At 57.6% G+C, this 18266-nt stretch carries 21 protein-coding genes; 13 read left to right on the top strand and 8 right to left on the bottom strand.

The genetic code is table 11. The annotated features are described in order from the left end of the window. Positions 1–10: 10 nt before the first annotated feature. The 4 genes from nuoN to ACR0DK_RS17900 are packed head-to-tail and all read left to right on the top strand — an operon-like array spanning position 11 to position 4715. Positions 11–1453, top strand: coding sequence for an NADH-quinone oxidoreductase subunit NuoN (nuoN, locus tag ACR0DK_RS17885; protein ID WP_170424093.1), 1443 nt, complete (start codon positions 11–13; stop codon positions 1451–1453). 56 nt (positions 1454–1509) lie between these two features. Further along, on the top strand, positions 1510–2259 hold the full coding sequence (locus tag ACR0DK_RS17890; protein ID WP_480737396.1) for a biotin--[acetyl-CoA-carboxylase] ligase: 750 nt from the start codon (positions 1510–1512) through the stop codon (positions 2257–2259). Between the two features lie 12 nt (positions 2260–2271). Then, on the top strand, positions 2272–3051 hold the full coding sequence (locus ACR0DK_RS17895; protein WP_223117778.1) for a type III pantothenate kinase: 780 nt from the start codon (positions 2272–2274) through the stop codon (positions 3049–3051). Next, positions 3048–4715 carry a ribonuclease J gene (locus ACR0DK_RS17900; RefSeq protein WP_223117779.1) on the top strand — a complete coding sequence of 556 codons (1668 nt, stop codon included), beginning with the start codon at positions 3048–3050 and terminating at the stop codon, positions 4713–4715. The genes ACR0DK_RS17895 and ACR0DK_RS17900 overlap by 4 nt, the downstream gene beginning before the upstream one ends. Here the strand turns inward: ACR0DK_RS17900 and ACR0DK_RS17905 are convergent. Continuing rightward, the gene (locus tag ACR0DK_RS17905) at positions 4712–5413 is read right to left on the bottom strand and encodes an NUDIX hydrolase (RefSeq protein WP_480737400.1); all 702 of its coding nucleotides are present in this window, start codon (positions 5411–5413) and stop codon (positions 4712–4714) included. The genes ACR0DK_RS17900 and ACR0DK_RS17905 overlap by 4 nt on opposite strands. Beyond that, entirely contained in the window at positions 5410–5808 is a 399-nt protein-coding gene (locus ACR0DK_RS17910; protein WP_170647708.1) for a DUF983 domain-containing protein, read from the bottom strand. Before ACR0DK_RS17910 ends, ACR0DK_RS17905 begins: the two co-directional genes overlap by 4 nt. Positions 5809–6029: 221 nt before the next feature. On the opposite strand from ACR0DK_RS17910, the gene ACR0DK_RS17915 reads away from it, so the two are divergent. From ACR0DK_RS17915 to ACR0DK_RS17930, 4 genes are read left to right on the top strand one after another with little or no spacing between them, the layout of a single operon-like run. Next, positions 6030–6485 carry an EF-hand domain-containing protein gene (locus ACR0DK_RS17915; protein WP_170403961.1) on the top strand — a complete coding sequence of 152 codons (456 nt, stop codon included), beginning with the start codon at positions 6030–6032 and terminating at the stop codon, positions 6483–6485. Positions 6486–6491: 6 nt separating this feature from the next. Then, entirely contained in the window at positions 6492–7106 is a 615-nt protein-coding gene (locus tag ACR0DK_RS17920) for an RNA polymerase sigma factor (protein ID WP_170403958.1), read from the top strand. After that, on the top strand, positions 7099–7443 hold the full coding sequence (locus tag ACR0DK_RS17925) for a hypothetical protein (RefSeq protein ID WP_170647710.1): 345 nt from the start codon (positions 7099–7101) through the stop codon (positions 7441–7443). Before ACR0DK_RS17920 ends, ACR0DK_RS17925 begins: the two co-directional genes overlap by 8 nt. Continuing rightward, the gene (locus ACR0DK_RS17930; protein ID WP_170397015.1) at positions 7440–7913 is read left to right on the top strand and encodes a periplasmic heavy metal sensor; all 474 of its coding nucleotides are present in this window, start codon (positions 7440–7442) and stop codon (positions 7911–7913) included. Before ACR0DK_RS17925 ends, ACR0DK_RS17930 begins: the two co-directional genes overlap by 4 nt. Positions 7914–7917: 4 nt before the next feature. Here ACR0DK_RS17930 and ACR0DK_RS17935 read toward each other — a convergent pair whose 3' ends face one another. After that, positions 7918–9324 carry a diguanylate cyclase gene (locus ACR0DK_RS17935; RefSeq protein ID WP_480737403.1) on the bottom strand — a complete coding sequence of 469 codons (1407 nt, stop codon included), beginning with the start codon at positions 9322–9324 and terminating at the stop codon, positions 7918–7920. Between the two features lie 83 nt (positions 9325–9407). On the opposite strand from ACR0DK_RS17935, the gene ACR0DK_RS17940 reads away from it, so the two are divergent. The 5 genes from ACR0DK_RS17940 (at position 9408) to ACR0DK_RS17960 (ending at position 13786) form a co-directional block, all read left to right on the top strand. Further along, positions 9408–9692 carry a DUF3572 domain-containing protein gene (locus tag ACR0DK_RS17940; RefSeq protein ID WP_170397013.1) on the top strand — a complete coding sequence of 95 codons (285 nt, stop codon included), beginning with the start codon at positions 9408–9410 and terminating at the stop codon, positions 9690–9692. Between the two features lie 19 nt (positions 9693–9711). Further along, positions 9712–10407: an HAD family hydrolase gene (locus tag ACR0DK_RS17945; protein ID WP_170397011.1), complete on the top strand. Its 696-nt coding sequence runs from the start codon at positions 9712–9714 to the stop codon at positions 10405–10407. A gap of 113 nt (positions 10408–10520) precedes the next feature. Next, positions 10521–12080 (top strand): trimethylamine methyltransferase family protein, encoded by a 1560-nt coding sequence (locus ACR0DK_RS17950; RefSeq protein WP_170564963.1) that lies wholly within the window; start codon positions 10521–10523, stop codon positions 12078–12080. Positions 12081–12203: 123 nt separating this feature from the next. After that, a complete protein-coding gene (locus tag ACR0DK_RS17955; RefSeq protein WP_170403939.1) occupies positions 12204–12791 on the top strand; it encodes a heme NO-binding domain-containing protein in 588 nt (195 codons plus the stop codon). Next, on the top strand, positions 12788–13786 hold the full coding sequence (locus ACR0DK_RS17960) for a diguanylate cyclase domain-containing protein (protein ID WP_480737407.1): 999 nt from the start codon (positions 12788–12790) through the stop codon (positions 13784–13786). Before ACR0DK_RS17955 ends, ACR0DK_RS17960 begins: the two co-directional genes overlap by 4 nt. Before the next feature lie 25 nt (positions 13787–13811). Here ACR0DK_RS17960 and ACR0DK_RS17965 read toward each other — a convergent pair whose 3' ends face one another. The 5 genes from ACR0DK_RS17965 to ACR0DK_RS17985 form a co-directional block, all read right to left on the bottom strand. After that, positions 13812–14498 carry a CbiX/SirB N-terminal domain-containing protein gene (locus ACR0DK_RS17965; RefSeq protein ID WP_480737409.1) on the bottom strand — a complete coding sequence of 229 codons (687 nt, stop codon included), beginning with the start codon at positions 14496–14498 and terminating at the stop codon, positions 13812–13814. A gap of 72 nt (positions 14499–14570) precedes the next feature. Beyond that, entirely contained in the window at positions 14571–15503 is a 933-nt protein-coding gene (locus tag ACR0DK_RS17970; protein WP_170424079.1) for an AEC family transporter, read from the bottom strand. A 44-nt stretch (positions 15504–15547) separates the two neighbouring features. Continuing rightward, positions 15548–16345 (bottom strand): MBL fold metallo-hydrolase, encoded by a 798-nt coding sequence (locus ACR0DK_RS17975; protein ID WP_170511617.1) that lies wholly within the window; start codon positions 16343–16345, stop codon positions 15548–15550. Next, positions 16342–17148, bottom strand: coding sequence for a TatD family hydrolase (locus ACR0DK_RS17980; RefSeq protein ID WP_480737411.1), 807 nt, complete (start codon positions 17146–17148; stop codon positions 16342–16344). The genes ACR0DK_RS17975 and ACR0DK_RS17980 overlap by 4 nt, the downstream gene beginning before the upstream one ends. Continuing rightward, the gene (locus ACR0DK_RS17985; protein ID WP_480737413.1) at positions 17148–18266 is read right to left on the bottom strand and encodes a DNA polymerase III subunit delta'; all 1119 of its coding nucleotides are present in this window, start codon (positions 18264–18266) and stop codon (positions 17148–17150) included. The genes ACR0DK_RS17980 and ACR0DK_RS17985 overlap by 1 nt, the downstream gene beginning before the upstream one ends.

An 18266-nucleotide genomic window follows, 5' to 3' on the forward strand; every position in this document is an offset into this window, starting at 1 on the left:
CTTTGGAGACATGATCCAGGCTGATCTGACAATCATCCTGCCGGAAATTGTTCTGGCAATTTATGCGATGGCGGCGCTGATCGGGGCTGTCTACACCACCAAGGATGCTCTGGCTCCCATGCTGGTCTGGGCCACTTCAGGTCTGATGGCGGTGTTGGCAATCTGGATTGCGATGAATGGCGAAGGTACCAACGTGGCCTTCAACGGCATGTTTGTGGATGACGGCTTTGCTCGATTTGCAAAGGTTGCGATTCTGCTGTCCGCCGCTGCAGTATTGCTGATGAGCCAGGAATATATGGCGCGCCGCGATCTGCTGCGCTTTGAATATCCTCTGCTGGTCGCACTTGCGGCTGTAGGCATGATGATGATGGTTAGCGCAGGCGATCTGATGTCGCTTTATATGGGGCTTGAGCTGCAGTCGCTGTCGCTTTACGTCGTGGCCGCCTTGCGGCGCGACAGTGCCAAATCCACCGAAGCCGGTCTGAAATACTTCGTGCTGGGCGCGTTAAGTTCTGGTTTGCTGCTCTATGGTGCGTCGCTGGTTTACGGCTTCACCGGCACCACGCTGTTCTCGGGCATCATCCAAACGGTGCATCATGGAGATGTCTCGATTGGCCTCCTGTTTGGCCTGGTGTTCATGATCTCGGGTCTGGCCTTCAAGGTCTCGGCCGTGCCGTTCCACATGTGGACGCCGGATGTGTATGAAGGGTCTCCGACCCCGATTACCGCGTTCTTCGCCACCGCTCCGAAAGTGGCTGCGATGGCCTTGTTCGCGCGCCTGATGCATGACGCATTCGGAGGCGTGATCAAGGATTGGCAGCAAGTGGTCGTGCTGCTTTCGGTCCTGTCGATGCTGCTGGGCGCGGTTGCGGCTATCGGGCAGCGGGACATCAAGCGGCTGATGGCGTTTTCGTCGATTGCCCATATGGGATATGCTCTGATCGGACTGGCCGCCGGGACCGAGATGGGCATCAAGGCAATGCTGATGTATCTGGCCATCTATGTGACGATGAATATCGGAACCTTCGCATTCATCCTGATGATGGAGCGTGATGGCAAACCTGTCACCGATATCGATGCGTTGCGTCAGTTCTCGAAGCGCGATCCGGGCAAAGCTCTGGCAGTCCTGATCCTGATGTTCAGTCTGGCGGGCGTGCCACCGATGCTGGGCTTCTTCGCCAAGTTCGGCGTCTGGCAAGCGGGTATCGATGCCGACCTGTTCGGACTGGTGATCGTCTCGGCCATCGCCTCGGTCATCGGTGCGTTCTACTATCTGCGGATCGTGTTCTACATGTATTTCGGGGCGGAGAATGAAGACCCGATCGAGATCCGCTCGACCCCGGTTTTGTGGGCAGCGCTGATGGGCTCTGCGGCTCTGATGTTGATTGGCGTATTTTATCAGTTCGGTGTGGAAGGGGCAGCTGCAGCTGCTGCGGCGACGCTTGTCAACTGATACTGCCGCGTTTCGAACAACCGAGGCTCGGTCTCGCGCGACCGGGCCTTTTTGACATGAGCGAATGGCCGCAGGGATATGGCCTGCATATACTGAAAGAAGTCGACAGTACTCTGAATGAGGCGGTGCGGCTTGCGCCAACAGCGACCGGTCCGGTCTGGATCATGGCACATCATCAGACCGCCGCGCGTGGTCGGCGCGGGCGAGCCTGGGCCAACCCCAAAGGTAATCTGGCAGCGACTTTGCTGATGCGCCCGCCGGGTGATCCGGAACAGGCGGCCCTTCGAAGTTTTGTCGCAGCGCTCGCCCTGTATGATGCCTGTGTGGCGGTAACAGGGCGCGCAGTAGGTTTGGCACTGAAATGGCCCAATGACGTGCTGCTCAACGGCGGAAAACTAGCGGGTATCCTGCTAGAAAGCACGGGGCAGGGCCGGGGGGTGTCACATCTGGCGATAGGGGTTGGGGTGAACCTGTCCGAGGCACCGGGCACTGATCGCGTCGAAGCCGGAGCGGTGCGACCTGTTTCTCTGCTCTGGGAAACCGGCGCGCTCACCACCCCCGAGGATTTTCTGACCGAACTGGCGGTAGCTTATGCGCATTATGAGACCCAGTTCATGACCTACGGGTTCGAACCGATCCGCACCGCCTGGCTATCCCGAGCAGCGCGGTTGGGCGAAGTCATAACCGCTCGTACAGCCACGTCCGAAACGGTTGGAACCTTCGAAACGGTAGACGTGGGTGGCAGCCTTGTCCTAAACACCGCCAAGGGCCGGGTCAGCATTCCGGCTGCGGATGTTTACTTCTGAAAGGGGCGCGGGATGCTTCTGGCGATTGATTGCGGCAATACCAACACCGTTTTCTCGATCTGGGATGGCGAAAAGTTTCTGTGCACTCTGCGCACCTCAACCCACCATGCCCGCACAGCGGACGCCTATTTCACCTGGTATTCAACCTTGGTGAAACACTACGGTATCGAAGCTGATATCTCGGATGTGATCATCGCCTCAACCGTGCCACGCGTGGTGTTCAACCTGCGGGTCTTTGCTGATCGCTTTTTTGGATGCCGGCCGATTGTTGTTGGCAAGCCAGATTGCCTGCTGCCGGTCAATCCGCGCGTGGACGAAGGCACCGTGCCCGGTCCGGACCGGTTGGCCAACGCGGCGGCGGCGTTCGACCGCCATGGCGGCAATGTGGTTGTGGTTGACTTTGGGACCGCCACGAATTTCGACGTGGTCGCAGCCGACGGCGCCTACGTCGGTGGTATCATCGCCCCTGGCGTGAACCTGAGCCTTGAGGCACTGCATCAGGGTGCCGCGGCGTTGCCGCATATCGACATCACGAGGCCCGAAAAAGTGATTGGAACAAACACGGTTGGCTGTATCCAGTCCGGCGTGTATTGGGGATATTCCGGCCTGATCGAAGGGCTGATCTCGCGCGTGAAAGCTGAATACGGAATGGCGATGAAAGTCGTCGGTACCGGGGGCCTGGCGCCTCTTTTTGATCAGGCTGACGTGGGTTTTAACGCTATCGAGGATGATCTGACGATGCACGGGTTGACCGTGATACATCGCTATAACAAGGAAAATGGCTCAACATGAGCAGTGAACGACTGATCTATCTGCCGCTGGGCGGTGCAGGCGAAATCGGCATGAATGCCTATGTCTATGGTTACGGTAAGCCGGGGCAAGAGCGGTTGATCCTTGTGGATCTTGGCGTTGCCTTCCCGGACATGGACACCTCGCCCGGCGTGGATCTGATCTTTGCAGACATCACCTGGTTGAAAGAGCGCGCCGATCAGCTGGAAGCAGTTTTTGTCACTCACGCGCACGAAGATCATGTCGGGGCGGTGGCCCACTGTTATGAGGCTTTGGGCGCGCCGGTCTACGCGCGCGCTTTTACCGCCAATATCGCGCGTCGCAAGATGGAAGAACGCGGCCACCCGACCGAGGCGGTGCAAACTGCGTCTCCATGGCCCGAACAGATCAAGGCTGGCCCGTTTACCGTTGGCTTCCTGCCGGTTTCGCATTCCATCCCTGAAAGTGCAGGGCTCGTTATCGACTCGCCTGCCGGACGCGTGGTGCATACGGGGGATTTCAAGCTCGATTCCAACCCGGTCGTGGGCGAACCATTCGATCCCGATCTGTGGGCCGAGGTGGCAAAGCCCGGCGTCAAAGCGTTGGTCTGTGACAGTACCAATGTGTTCTCAAGCCATCCCGGGCGTTCGGAATCCGAAGTCGGCCCCGAGATCACCCGTCTGGTTCAAGAGGCCAGCGGCATGGTCATCGCAACCACGTTTGCCTCGAACGTGGCACGCGTGAAAACGCTGGCAGAGGCGGGACAGAAAGCCGGCCGTTCGGTCGTACTGCTGGGTCGTGCGATGCGGCGTATGATCGAGGCGGCGACCGAGACCGGCATCCTGACCGATTTTCCAAAGGTTATCAGCGCTGAAGAGGCCGTCGACGTGCCGCGCGCGAACCTGATGTTGATTGTGACTGGCAGCCAAGGCGAGCGCCGCGCGGCCAGCGCTCAACTGGCGCGTGGTAAATATCGCGGGCTAGAAGCGAAAGAGGGCGATCTGTTTCTGTTCTCGTCCAAGACTATTCCCGGCAATGAACGTGGCGTAATCCGCATCATGAACCAGCTCAGTGAGAAGGGCGTGGATGTGGTCGATGACAGCTCTGGTCTGTATCACGTCTCGGGTCACGCCAACCGGCCTGATCTTGAGAAGGTTCACGCCCTGATCGATCCGCAGATGGTCATCCCGATGCATGGCGAACACCGCCACTTGCGTGAGCATGCCAAACTGGCCGAAACGGGTGGTCGCACTGGGATTCTCGCTGTTAACGGCACTATGCTGGATCTGACTGGGAATGCGCCCAAAGTGGCGGATTATATCGAGACTGGCCGGACCTATCTGGATGGTACAGTCAAAATCGGCGCCTTGGACGGCGTGGTGCGCGACCGGATTCGGATGGCGCTGAACGGCCATATCATCATCACCGTGATATTGGACGAAGAAGACGAACCGCTGGGTGAGCCGTGGTGCGATACGATGGGCCTGCCCGAAACGGGATCATCCCGCGCGGGGCTGATTGAGGTGCTGGAAGAGGACCTGAACCAGTTCCTGATGCGTGCGGGCGCAAAGACGCTGCGTGATGACGACAAACTGGAAGAAGGGTTGCGCCGGATCGCACGTCAGACCGCGCAGGCCGAGATCGGCAAGAAACCCGAGGTAACAGTGGTTGTTAGCCGAATGCGTTAATCTGCATAGGGCATCGGATAGCCCCTAAGCTGCAGGAAAAGGCTGGCCTCTTCGTTGTTGAGAAAGAAGGGAACGGTTTCAGGCGGGTTCGGGTCCTCTGCACGGGCAGCGACTTCGGCCAGAACAACTTCGGTGATGAAGGGCAGGTCGAACTCCCGCGCTTGGCTGATCTTGACCCATTGCAAATGCGATAGCTCGTCCGAGGCATGGGTGAAGTCGTCAAGATCCCCCTGAATCGCGTCCGCATCGACCAGAAAGAACCTGGCGTCGAACCGGCGGGGTCGCCCCGGTGGTGTGACTGCGCGAAAGACAAATTGCAGTGCTTCCGCAGACGGCAGGTAGCCCATCGCCGCAAAGCTTTGCCAATCGGCTGGAATCGCGCCTTGCCAACCCCCTTGTTGTCCCAGAACAAGCCCGGTTTCTTCCCACAACTCTCGGATCGCCGCGACAGCCAGAGAGGTCTGCAAGTTTGGCGCTGATTGTTGTGACAGGCGATCGGTGCATAGATCGGGCAATGGCGTACTGAGCGGGATGCCTGCATCGGAAGCATCAACCGCGCCGCCCGGGAATACGAATTTGTTCGGCATGAACGCAGCCTTGGCACCGCGTTGGCCCATCAGGATCGACGGGTCTGTGAACCGATCACGCAATACGATTACGGTAGCAGCATCCCGGATTGCGGTTTTATCCGCCGTCATCCGGCCTTGCCAAACCCGTGCATCCGCCGCGCCCATTGATAGGCGACAACGGCCCCTTTGAGACGGGGCAGAAGGAACAGGGATAGCGCGACGCAGCCGATCGAGAATGCAATCGCCATGGTCCATGGATCGGGACGCCACTGCACGTAAGAGACATGAAGGGCGGGTGCCAGAAGGTGCCCCACCAGCAGGATCGTCAGGTAGGCCGGGCCGTCATCAGCGCGATGATGGAACAATTCCTCCCCGCATTCCGAACAGGTGTCATTCACCTTGAGATAGCTGTGCAACAGCGCACCCTCACCGCAATTCGGGCATTTGCACCGGAACCCTCGGATCAATGCGGGTTTTGTTGGGCGGTCTTCTTCGAGCGAACTGTCAATAGTTTGGTCAATCATATGTATCTCGCGCATCTTTCCTGGAGGCATATAGGCAGGATCAGACCCAACGGAAAAGGGGGGTGCGTCGCTTTGTGGCGCTGCTGCTTAGCGTATCATTTTCTATTGGCGTTTCAAATAAAGCAAAAAAAGTTGTGCCGGAAGCGACGGAAACCCGCCCAAGCCGCGTTTGAACAGGTATCAACAGCGGCAAATGGCCGCCAAATTCAGGGAACTATGTAATGAAAACCAAAAGCTTCATTTCGGCAATCGTCGTAGCTGCAGTTACTGTGACCGGCACTTCCGCTTTGGCCAAGGGCCCGCGTGCGACATTTCAGGAACTGGATGCCGACGGGGACGGGCAGGTGACTCAGGCCGAGATCGAGACACATCGCAACCAGAAATTCACCGCTGCCGATACGGATGGCGACGGCCAACTGAGCGTCGAAGAAATGCAGGCTGCGGCGCAGACCAAGGCCAACGAGCGTGTCACCAAGATGTTCGAAAAGCACGACGCAAATGCGGATGGTTTCCTTAGCGAAGATGAATTGCCGAAACCGCGCCGCGCCTCCAAGATGTTCGAGCGCATCGATGCCGACGGCAACGGTTCGATCTCAGAACAGGAATACGCGGATGCAAAAGACAAAATGGGCCGGAAACACAAGCGGCATCAGAAGTCGGACACCGACAACAACTGATACGGGATGGAGGATCTGACCTCTTATCCCGACATCGAGCATGGCGGAACACCTGCCATGCCCGAGCCCAGCGACGAAGAGTTGCTGGGCCGGTTTTCTGATGGCGATGCTACGGCGGCCCGCCTGCTGACCGGGCGGTTGGGGCCGCGAAGTTATTCCGTGGCTTTGCGAATGCTGGGAAACCCAGCAGAAGCAGAGGACGTGACGCAAGAAGCGATGATGCGCCTTTGGAAGATGGCACCTGACTGGGTGCCGGGGCAGGCGCAGTTATCGACCTGGCTCTATCGCGTAACACTGAATCTATGTGTGGACTTGCGCCGGAAAAAGCGGCCTCAAGCGTTGGACAATGTGGCCGAACCCGAAGATGAGACTGCCAGTGTGGTCGACCAGATGCAGGAGAGTGCCCGCAAGGACGCGTTGCAGGCTGCATTGGAGCATTTGCCGGACCGGCAGCGGCAGGCTGTGGTTCTGCGGCACATCGAAGAATTGTCCAATCCCGAAATCGCGGGGATCATGGATATTTCGGTCGAGGCGGTTGAAAGCCTGACCGCGCGTGGCAAACGATCTCTTACCGCGATACTGGCGGGGCGTCGGGATGAACTGGGGTACGAACATGGCTGATCAAGATAACGAACTCGACCATCTGTTTGCACAGGCGCGTGCGGCGCGGGATGTGCTTCCCGACGATCTGGCTGTTCGCATCGAAACGGATGCCGAAGCTATACGTCTGGCCCGGACTGCAAGACCGCAGCGGCGGACATGGCGGCAAAAGATAGGCGTTATCGGGGGGTGGCAAGGGTTGAGCGGTCTTGTGGCCGCAAGCGCAGCTGGCGTCTGGATCGGGTTCTCCGCGCCGACCTTCTTGCCGGACCCTGTTGATTATTTCATCTCACAAGAGACGACCTATCTGATGGCCGATCTGAATTTAGACGAAAACTATCTGGAGGACGCAGAATGAGCGATCATCCCGCACCCAAACGCAAATGGATGCCGATATTGCTGGTTGTCTCTCTTGCTTTGAATCTGCTGATTGTCGGAGTCATTTTGGGTGCGGCATTGCGCTTTAAAGGAAGCGCTCATGCCGATGCGCCTCCGGGATTTGGCCCGGCGCTGTATTATGCGCTGCCAAAGTCGGATCGAAAGGCTCTGAGGGGTGAGTTGTCGGACCTGCGCGGAAAAGGATCACATCGGCGCAAGCAGGATTTTACTGCTCTTAGTCAAGTGCTTAGGGCCGTGCCTTTCGATCCCGCAGCGGTTGCGAGTCTTTTGGCACAGCAGTCGAAGGCAACTGCTGATCTGCAGACTGCGCTTCATCAGCAATGGCTGGCCCAGATCTCGGCCATGAATGATGACCAACGTGCCGCTTACGCGGACCGGCTGGAGGACGTGGTTAAACGCGGCCCGCGCAAACACAAAAAACGGGACTGACTAGTCACGCTGCGCTTTGCCGAATCTGTACCTGGTTGCGGCCCGCTTTTTTGGCGGCATAAAGTGCTTTGTCCGCCGAGCTGATCAATCGACCAACCGGGTCTGCTTCGCCTGGATGAGAGAGTTCGGGCGGGGTACATAATTTCACCCCCACGCTGATCGTTACGGGTACTGGGGCCGGACGATCCGGCAGCTGAAAAGGTTTTTCGCAAATTGTTTCACAAATCTGTTTCGCTTGCTTCAGCGCTTGGTCGGTTGAGGTATTCGGTAGCCCGATCATGAACTCTTCGCCGCCGATACGCGCGACAAAACCGGTTTTTCCTATCACGACTCGCAGCCTTTTCGCGGTTTCGGTCAGAACCAAATCCCCCGCGGCGTGACCGTAACGGTCATTGATTGCCTTGAAGTGGTCCAGATCGGCCAGCATCACAGCGAATCCGTGTTCCGTTTCTGGGGCCTGATGCGCGATCTGGTCCAGCGCGCGCATCGCATAGCGGCGATTGAACAGTCCGGTCAGCGGATCGATCAGGGATTCGGCCAAATCCCTGCGCAATGTCGCTCGCAATCTGTCGTCTCGGGTCTTGCGGGCGATCAGAGTTTCAAGCCGCAAGCATATCTCATCTGTCTGAAACCCGCCCATGCAGACCGCATCAGCGCCTCGGTCCAGCGCCTCGGCCGCAAGTGCGGGATTATCATCCGGCAACACACCGATCAGCACCGTATTTCGTGTCGCACCGCGCGACCGAAGATCTGCCAGTAGGTTCCGCCCCGAGCTATTCGGTGCAAGCTCAACAACAATCGCGTCCGGGATCGTTCCGGACAGGATGCCTTTGAGATCAGGCAGAGTATGGCCGGTCACACGATGCCGGGTTTGATGGGTCAGAGCATAACTCCACAACGCGCTGGTTCGAACTGTTTGCGTCAGGATCGCGATCTCTGCCGTCGATGGCGGGGCGATCAGCACCTGTGGCGCCTCGCCAAAGCCAATGGTTTGGGCCGAACCTTCGATGTTTAATTCCTGCCGTTCGGCGCGCGTACGTAACAAGCTGCGCACGCGGGCCAATAGAAGAGTATCCTTGAACGGATAGCCAAGCACATCATCCAGCCCGTCCGACAGTGCCTTCAAACGCGCTGCTTTGTCGTTCTGCGGTGCAATCGCCACAATCGGCACATCGATCAGGGCAGGATCTGCCGTCATCACTTTCTTAACATCCGCAGCGGTTCCGTCGGGCAGAGTTTGCGCAGTAAGAACCAGATCAGGCCGTGTCCGCCGCAGTAATGCACCAAGCCCGGCCACTTTCTCACCCTGCACGACATGGTACCAGGCGGCCGTCAACTGAACCTTGAGCATTATGCGATTGGTCGAAACACCGTCGAGGACGAGTATGGTGCCTTGTACAGACATAGCCATTCACCGTTTGATTGCATGCGTTGCTAAAGTGTTTATGAGTCTGGTTAACAAACCCTTTCCAACACAGTGTCCGAGGCCAGTTTATGCCGATCTCCGCCAATTCCGCTGAAACTCTGGCCCTGAATGTGCTGGGCTGGCTGGTGGGAAATGATGAGTTGCTGCCCGTTTTCCTGGGGGCGACAGGTGCCTCGGAACAAGATTTGCGCGACCGTGCGGGTGAGGCTGAATTTCTTGGGTCTGTGTTGGACTTTCTGCTGCTTGACGATTCATGGGTGATCGCTTTTTGTGACGCCAATTCCGTGCCCTACGAAGAGCCGGGTCAAGCCCGTGCCGCGTTGTCCGGAATTTCGGATATGCACTGGACCTAACCCAAAGGAAATTTGTTTCATGGCAATCGACGCCCTCGTGTTCGACAAGGACGGTACTCTTTTTGATTTTGCAGCCACTTGGGGTGCGTTCGGGCGTATCGCGATGCTGCAGCTCTCTGATGGAGATGTGCAGCGCGCGACCGAGTTGGGGAAAGCCATCGGATTTGATTTTGAACAAGAGAGCTACGACCCGAATAGCGTAGTCATCGCCGGAACGGTCGATGAAGTTGCTGCAGCCCTGACACCGCATTTGCCTGAGGTATCTCTGGGGCACCTGATCGAAACACTCAACCGGGCGTCAGCGAACGCAGAGCAGATCCAAGCCGTTCCCTTGGCACCATTCCTTGCCGAGCTGCGTCGCGCCGGGCTGAAACTGGGCGTTGCGACGAACGATGCTGAAATGCCGGCCCTGCAGCACCTGCAGTCCGTTGGTGTGCGAGACCATTTTGATTTTGTAGCCGGATATGACAGCGGACATGGTTACAAGCCAGGTCCGGGGCAGCTATTGGCCTTTGCTCAGCATGTCGAGGTCGCGCCATCTCGTGTTGTGATGGTTGGTGACAGTCTTCACGATCTAGAGGCGGGACGCGCCGCGGGGATGGTCACCATCGGGGTTCTGACCGGCATGGCGACGGCCAAAACACTCGAACCGCTGGCGGATGTCGTCTTGCCCAACATCGGGCACATTCCCGGCTGGTTGTCGAAAACCGAATAACCTCGGTTCCAAATCGCCGGGTTGGATAATAAAACCGACAACTCTTGTCGCAGACAGAACGGCGATACTGAATCTTCGGGGCTTTCATAGGAGTGAAAGCGCGGAGGATGGTGATGGCTGAGAGCAAGACACGCAAACGTCGCGGTGGTGGACGCGCGGGTGCAGCCGCAAGGCGCGGCGCGGCGGTGATCGAGCAGATGCCCTGGAACCCGCCCACAAACATCGACAAGCCAATCGAGCCGTTGGGACCCGAGGGGATCGAAGCGGTTCACGAAGGTGCCATGCGGATTCTCGAAGAGATCGGCATCGAGTTCTACAATCAGGAAGCCATCGGGATCCTGCGCAAGGCGGGCTGTACAATTTCCGGCGACAACGTCCGCATGGACCGGGGTTTCGTGATGGAAATGGTGGGCAAGGCGCCCAGCAAATTTACCATCACGCCGCGCAACCCGGAGCATCAGATCGAGATTGGTGGCAGGACCATTCTGTTCGGCAATGTTTCATCCCCACCAAATTATTGGGACATGGAAATCGGAAAAAAAGTGCCCGGCACCCGGCGGATGTGTCAGGACCTGCTGAAGCTGACGCAATACTTCAACTGTATCCACTTTGCAGGTGGATATCCGGTTGAGCCGGTCGATATCCACGCCAGCATACGGCACCTTGATGTGCTTTATGACAAACTGACCCTGACTGATAAGGCAATGCATGCCTATTCGCTGGGGAAAGAGCGCGTCGAAGACGTGATGGAGATGGTGCGTATCGCGGGTGGCCTGAGCCACGAGGAATTCGAGGCCACGCCCCGGATGTACACTAACATCAACTCAACCTCACCGTTGAAACACGACCATCCAATGATCGATGGCTGCCTGCGGCTGGCGCGGCGTGGGCAGGCAATTGTCGTGACGCCTTTCACTCTGGCCGGGGCGATGGCCCCTGTGACGATGGCTGGCGCAGTGGCACAATCGCTTGCCGAAGCGCTGTGCGCGATTGCGTTGTTTCAGTACGTTCGCCCGGGTATTCCATGCGTGATCGGGACCTTTACTTCGAATGTCGATATGAAATCCGGTGCGCCTGCATTCGGGACACCGGAATACATGCGCTCGACCCAGATGACTGGGCAGATGGCACGGTATTATGGCTTGCCTATGCGGTCCTCGGGCGTTTGCGCGGCAAATGTGCCCGATGGGCAGTCGGTTTGGGAAACCTCGAATTCCCTTTGGGCGGCGGTGCAGTCAGGCACCAACATGGTATATCATGCGGCAGGCTGGCTTGAAGGAGGCCTTATCGCAAGCCCCGAGAAATTCATCATGGATTGCGAAATCCTGCAGCAGATTCAGCGGTATATGCAGCCGGAACTGACAGCAACGGGCCCGGATGACATCGCCCTTGAAGCGATCCGGTCTGTTGGAAACGACGGGCATTTCTTTGGCATCCAACATACGCAAGATCGTTATACTACCGCATTTTATCAGCCGTTCCTGAGTGACTGGAAAAACTTCGAAGCCTGGGAAGCAGCTGGTGGTATCTGGACTGCGGAACGTGCCCATCGGATGTTTAAGGAGATCGTGAACAATTTCGATGCCCCGAAGATGGATGAGGCGATCCGCGAGGAGCTGGCCGAGTTTGTTGAGCGCCGCAAGGCCGAAGGCGGTGCGCCGACCGATTTCTGATCGCTGCCCAATCAGCCCTTCAGTTTGGGATTAGATCGGATTCTCATAATCCCGTATCGGATTTTGGGTGTTTGTTAAGCTTTCTGCGATCACTTGAGAGTGTCTTTCAATCTGAGGCGACTCATGCACGGGCTGATCAACAGGGCGATCCAATCCTTTGTCTGCGCCACCTACGGGCGTCAATGCTGGTTGCGCGCGACTCATACGGCCGGGCTGGGATTTGACGAGTTCGAGGCGATGTTGATCTATGACGCGGAGATATCGACCCGAGTGCTCGACGCTTTGTGCGCTGACTTGAACCGCCCAAAATCCGAATTTCTTGAGGATTTGGGCACTTATCTGGTCTCACACTCGAACATGGAAGATCTACGCAGGTTATTGCGTTTTGGCGGGGTCACCTATTTGGAGTTTCTGCATTCGCTTGATGATCTGTCGGATCGCGTCCGCCTTGCTGTGTCCGATCTGAGATTGCCGGATTTGGAATTGCAGGAACACTCGCCCGGGGAATATCACCTGCATTGCACTCCTGATTTGCCGGGGTATTCCAGCGTCATGACAGGTGTACTACGAGCCATGGCGGATGACTATGGGGCGTTGGTGATCCTGTCCAATGAAGGGTGCCAAAACGGGGCTGAGTTGATTTCAATCACATTGATCGAAAGCGCGTTTGCCGAAGGGCGTCACTTTGATCTTGGGGCACGTAAATCATGATCAAGACCGCAGATCTTGGACAGTTGCTGGACACCTTATGTCCGATGTTCGTCCTTGTAGATGACATGGGGCGGATCGGGCAGGTTGGATCAACTCTGCAGAAGCTACGTCCGGATCGGCCTATGGTCGGCCGAAGCTTTCTGGATGTCTTTGAACTGGTGCGCCCTCGCTCAATCACGACAGTAGCTGCGCTGATGATGGTGCCGGACCGAAAGCTACACCTCAGGTTTCTAGACCGGCCGCAGACTGCGTTCAAAGGTCTGATTGCGCCGTTTCCTGGCGGAAGCGGGGCGGTCATCAACCTGTCGTTTGGAATTTCGATACTGGATGCGGTACGCGACTATTCTCTGACCAGCACCGATTTCCCGGGCACTGATCTGGCCATAGAATTGTTGTATCTGGTCGAGGCAAATTCTGCCGCGATGGAAGCGTCACGCTCACTGAACTTGCGTCTGCAAGGTGCGATGCTGGCGGCAGAAGAACAAGCCTACACGGACACGTTGACCGGGCTGAAAAATCGACGTGCGATGGATCATATTCTGGGGCATTTGATTTCGTCGAAATCGAGTTTTGCAATGATGCATCTGGATCTGGATTTCTTCAAATCGGTCAATGATCGATTGGGGCATGCTGCAGGGGACTATGTTCTGCAGCAAGCCGCAAAGATCATGCTGGACGTCACACGCAGCGACGACACGGTTGCCCGAGTCGGGGGTGATGAGTTTGTCTTGATTTTTAAGGGCATGAACGATCGTACAAAGCTTGATGGTATTGCAGGGCGCCTGATTTCACGCCTGTGCAAGCCGATGCAGTTCGATGGGGCAACCTGCCGTATATCGGCAAGTATTGGTACAGCACTCTCGACACAATTCGAAGTGCCCAAGGCCGAGGATATTCTTCATGCCGCCGATCTGGCTTTATACGCCGCGAAACGAAGCGGGCGATCCTGCCACCGTTTCTATTGCGAGCTATCGGATGCGCAGCAATCCGGTTGACTGCAGGTGGCCCCCCATTGCTTCGCTACTGTGTATCCAACATCGCCGCGATGTGTCGTTTTACCTGAGGAAGCTCTGAAATCACAGGCATTACGTGTCCATGAAAGCTGGCGCGGGCAAGCTCCTCGGGTACATCTTCCAAAACATGGCCTCCGGTGCAGGCAAAAAACGGCAGGCACAGCGCCTTGCCACCGCACCCGGTGGCGGCGTCCGCAATTGATGGGGTTTGCTCAACGAACCCGGTGCGAATGCTATTGAACGCGGAAAGCCGACCCAGATTCTCGGCGAAACCCTTTGCGACAATGGCCGGATTGGCGCTGCGGCCCGAGCCATGTGCAGCGATCACAAGATCTGTGTCCGCCGCGCTCCAAACCCTGTTCGTCAGTTCCTGATGTATGGCCGCTGTAATCAGGGCAGGCAGTTCGGGATCGATACCCATGGGGTCCAGAATCGTGACAGAACGCTGGCCAATCCGCTTTGGCAGAGCGCTGGTGACAAACCAGCCGCGCGCCATGAATAAGGGGTAGATAACCGTGTCGCTGGTCAATCCATCAAGGCAATTTTCCAACGCCTGCGGGGCTGCCAATGTGGCCGACGATACCGAAACCCGTTGACATAACTCATCTACCTCTCGCGCAAAGGCTGCTAGCGCGGCTTCTGCAGGTGCAGGGTCCGAGGGTTGGCCATGGGCGACGATAACGGCGTGTGTCATGCAGGGCTCCGGATAGGTTCTGCGATAGATGTATTGCTGGTGGGCAGAGTCAATGCGGTGTTGGCAATTTCGTCATCCCAGTAGAGTCAGCCACAACCAGACCGTCAATATTGACGCGGTCGTTCCGATCAGAACCGACGACGCGGCCACACGTTTGGCATGTCCGTACATGTTTGCGAAGATGTAGCTATTGATCCCCGGCGCCATCGCTGCGGTAAGAACGCCCGAGCGGAACAGGTCTTGCGGCAACGCCAGAGATGACCCGAAGAACCAAACCAGGCTCGGGTGCAGCATCAATGAGATACAGCAGACGAAAATAATGGTACGCAGATCGCCCTCGGGTCGGTACTTAACCAGCACACCCCCCAGCGCGAACAGGGCACCGGGCAAGGCCGCGCGGGTGATCAGGTTCAAGGCTTCGTCCACAACTCCGGGTATGGCCAGTCCAGTGAGGTTTACGACAAACCCCAACGAGATCCCAAGAATGAGTGCATTCTTGAACATGGCCGACAGCACGGATTTCAACATCAGCACTCCGCCGTTGCCGCGGTTTCGAAGCACCTCCATCACCGTGATGCCGAGGCAATAGCAAAAGGGTGAGTGGAACGCGATGATTGTGAAGTTGCCAACTAGATTTTCGACCCCATAGGCGCGCTCGGTAATAGGCAACCCCAAGAGGACCGAGTTTGAAAACAGACAGCAAAATCCAATAGCAACCGAATCCTCCCACGCTCGTCCGAAGATCAGGCGCGCACCGATCATACCAGCGACAAAACACAGGCCAGCTGCTGAATAGAAACTGACCAAAAGCCGAGGATCGAAGCTGGTGCCGAGATCGAGATTGGCAATGGCGAGAAACAGTAGGCAGGGAATGGCAAAGTTCTGCGTGAAACTCATTAACCCATCGATATGGGTTTCGCGAAAATAGCCGAACCTCGTCGCCGTGTATCCGGCACCGATGACCAGAAACACCGGCAGGATGACATCAATCAGGCTTTGTAACATGGCGGCGCCATACGGGGTATCGTAAGCGCGTGCAGCAGCATGCCTTACAGGGCGTGCCGGATCACCATGCCATCATAGGCAGGCGTGATATGATCCGGTGTTTCCGCATCGACCGTCGCATAATCCAGATCGATATGCATGTTGGTCAAAACGGCGCGTTTTGGTTTCAATTGGTCGATCCACTCCAGCGTCTTTTCCAGATGGGCATGTGTCGGATGCGGAGAGCGGCGCAGGGCGTCAATAATCAGGCAATCCAGATTCGCCAGTTCAGTCATGCTCTCATCATAAAGCTCTGCTACATCAGGCAGATAGACGATGTTTCCCATTCTGAAGCCAAGCGCATCAATCGATCCGTGGTTCACGCGAAATGGCCGAAGTGGGATCGTGCCACCAGGGCCGGAAATTTCGAACGGCCCATTGATTGTTTTGAGGTCGAGTATGGGCGGATAGGGCGATCCCTCGGGCTGAACGAAGGCATAGCCAAACCGGCTGAGCAGATCGTTCTGCGTGTCACCATCGGCCCAGACGGGGACGCGGGTTTTCATATTGAAAACGATCATCCGCAGATCGTCGATCCCATTCATGTGGTCGGCGTGGGAATGCGTGTAGACGACACCGTCCAATCGCCCCGTCCCGGTGTCCAGCAATTGGCTACGCATATCAGGTGAGGTGTCGATCAGAACCGAAGTTGTCCCGTCCGGCCCGTCCCGTTCGACCAGTAACGAGCATCGCCGACGCTGGTTTTTCGGGTTTTCCGGATCACAATCGCCCCAATGTCCCCCGAGACGGGGGACGCCACCGGATGACCCGCAGCCCAGAATTGTCAGGCGCAGCTCGCTCATGCAGCCGCCTTGTATGTGGCGGCTTTAGTGAAGAGCCGATCAAAATTGGCCTGCGTTTTTGCGGCGAAATCTGCGTAATCCAATCCGAAGACCTCAGCCCCTTTACGGGCGGTGTGTGCGGTATAGGCGGGCTCATTCCGTTTACCGCGATATGGTGGGGGGGCAAGATAGGGCGCATCGGTTTCGACCAGAATTCGGTCAACAGGTGCCGAAGCGAAGATATCGCGCAGTTCCTGGCTTCTTGGGAAGGCCGCGATGCCGGACATGGACAGGTAAAAGCCCAGATCAAGCGCGGCCCGGGCCAGTTCAGCCGATGAAGAGAAACAATGCATGACGCAGGAATAGGGCGCATCGCGATGCTCTTCGGCCAGAATGCGGGCCATGTCGTCATCAGCAGCGCGCGCGTGGATGATCAATGGCAGGCCAGTGCGCTGGGCGGCCTCGATATGGATGCGCAGTGATTGTTTCTGCACATCCGCCGACTCGGCCGTGTAGTGATAATCAAGCCCGCTTTCCCCAATGCCCACGAACTTGGGATGCTTAGCCAATGCGACCAGCTCATCGACCGTGGCCATCGGCTCATCAGCGGCGCTCATCGGGTGGGTGCCTGCAGCGTAGAAGACTGGGGCGTGAGCCTCGGCGATGGCGCGCACAGCGGGTTCGTTGCGCAGCCGGGTGCAGATGGTCACCATGCGGGTCACGCCAGCCTCGGCAGCGCGGGCGACGATATCATCCAACTGACCGTCGAAATCAGGGAAATCCAGATGGCAGTGGCTGTCGGTAATTTCGGGGGTGAGGCTCATCAGCTGTGACCGGCGGTTTCCTGTATCTTGAACACCGTATCTAGGACAAGCGAGGCAGGGTCAAGGTTCACCGCCTGCCCGTGTCGTGCGCGCGCCGTGATGAGCGCGGCGACCTCCGCCCATTGGCGGGCCTTGTGCTGCGAGTTAGAGAGGCGCGACAGAGTTTCAGCCTCATTCGGGGCGGCCTCGGGTATGGAGGCGGCACCTTTTGCACCTGTCAGCGCCAAACGCGAGAGCGCAACGTCGATCAGTGAAAGCAGCAGATCAAACCGTTCGGCAGCCCCCCGCTGAGCTGCCGCTTCTGCCAGTTTCAGGGCGCGCTGGCGGTCGAGCCGGGGAAGGGAGCCCAGAATTGCAATCAGCTCGGCATAAAGCTCTAGCCCGCCGAGATTGATCAAGCGGACGGCATCACCCACTGAACCGGCGGCGAGGGCTGCCAAATGCTCGGCCCGACTAGGGATTTCTGTGCCGGTCTGCGCTAGCGCGGCCTGCATGTCATCTGCGCCAAGGGGTGAAAGCCGCAGCGTGCGGCAACGCGAACGGATGGTCGGCAGCAGGCGCGAAGGTTGGTGTGAAACCAGCAGCAGCGTCGTGCGCGCTGGGGGTTCTTCGAGCATTTTCAGCAGCGCATTGGCGGCGCTGACATTCATTTCATCCGCTGAATCGACGATAACAACCCGGCGACCACCATCGGCAGAGGACAGGCCGAAGAACTTGCCCAGTTTGCGGATGTCATCGACAACAATTTCGTTGCGCAACCGTCCCTGATCGTTGAGGGACCGGGTGATTGCGGCAAGGCCGGGCTCGGCCCCCGCCTGGATACGGTGTGCGACAGGGTGGCCCGGGTCGATGTCCAACGTCTCAGGCGCAGGAGGGGCACCAAACAACCCGCCTTCATCTGCCGGAGGTGTGGCCAACAAAAACTGTGCAATGCGCCAGGCAAGGGTAGCCTTGCCCACGCCGCGCGGCCCCGTTAGCAACCAGCCGTGGTGCAGCCGGTCCGAGTTATACGCGGTTAAAAACGCCTCTTGGGCCGCATCCTGTCCGAACAGCTTGAGAGTTTCGCGCGGATGCGGGGCACCAGGGGCCTGATCCGGTGTTTGGATATCGTCGCTCAT

Source organism: Ruegeria sp. CE6 (assembly GCF_056537485.1).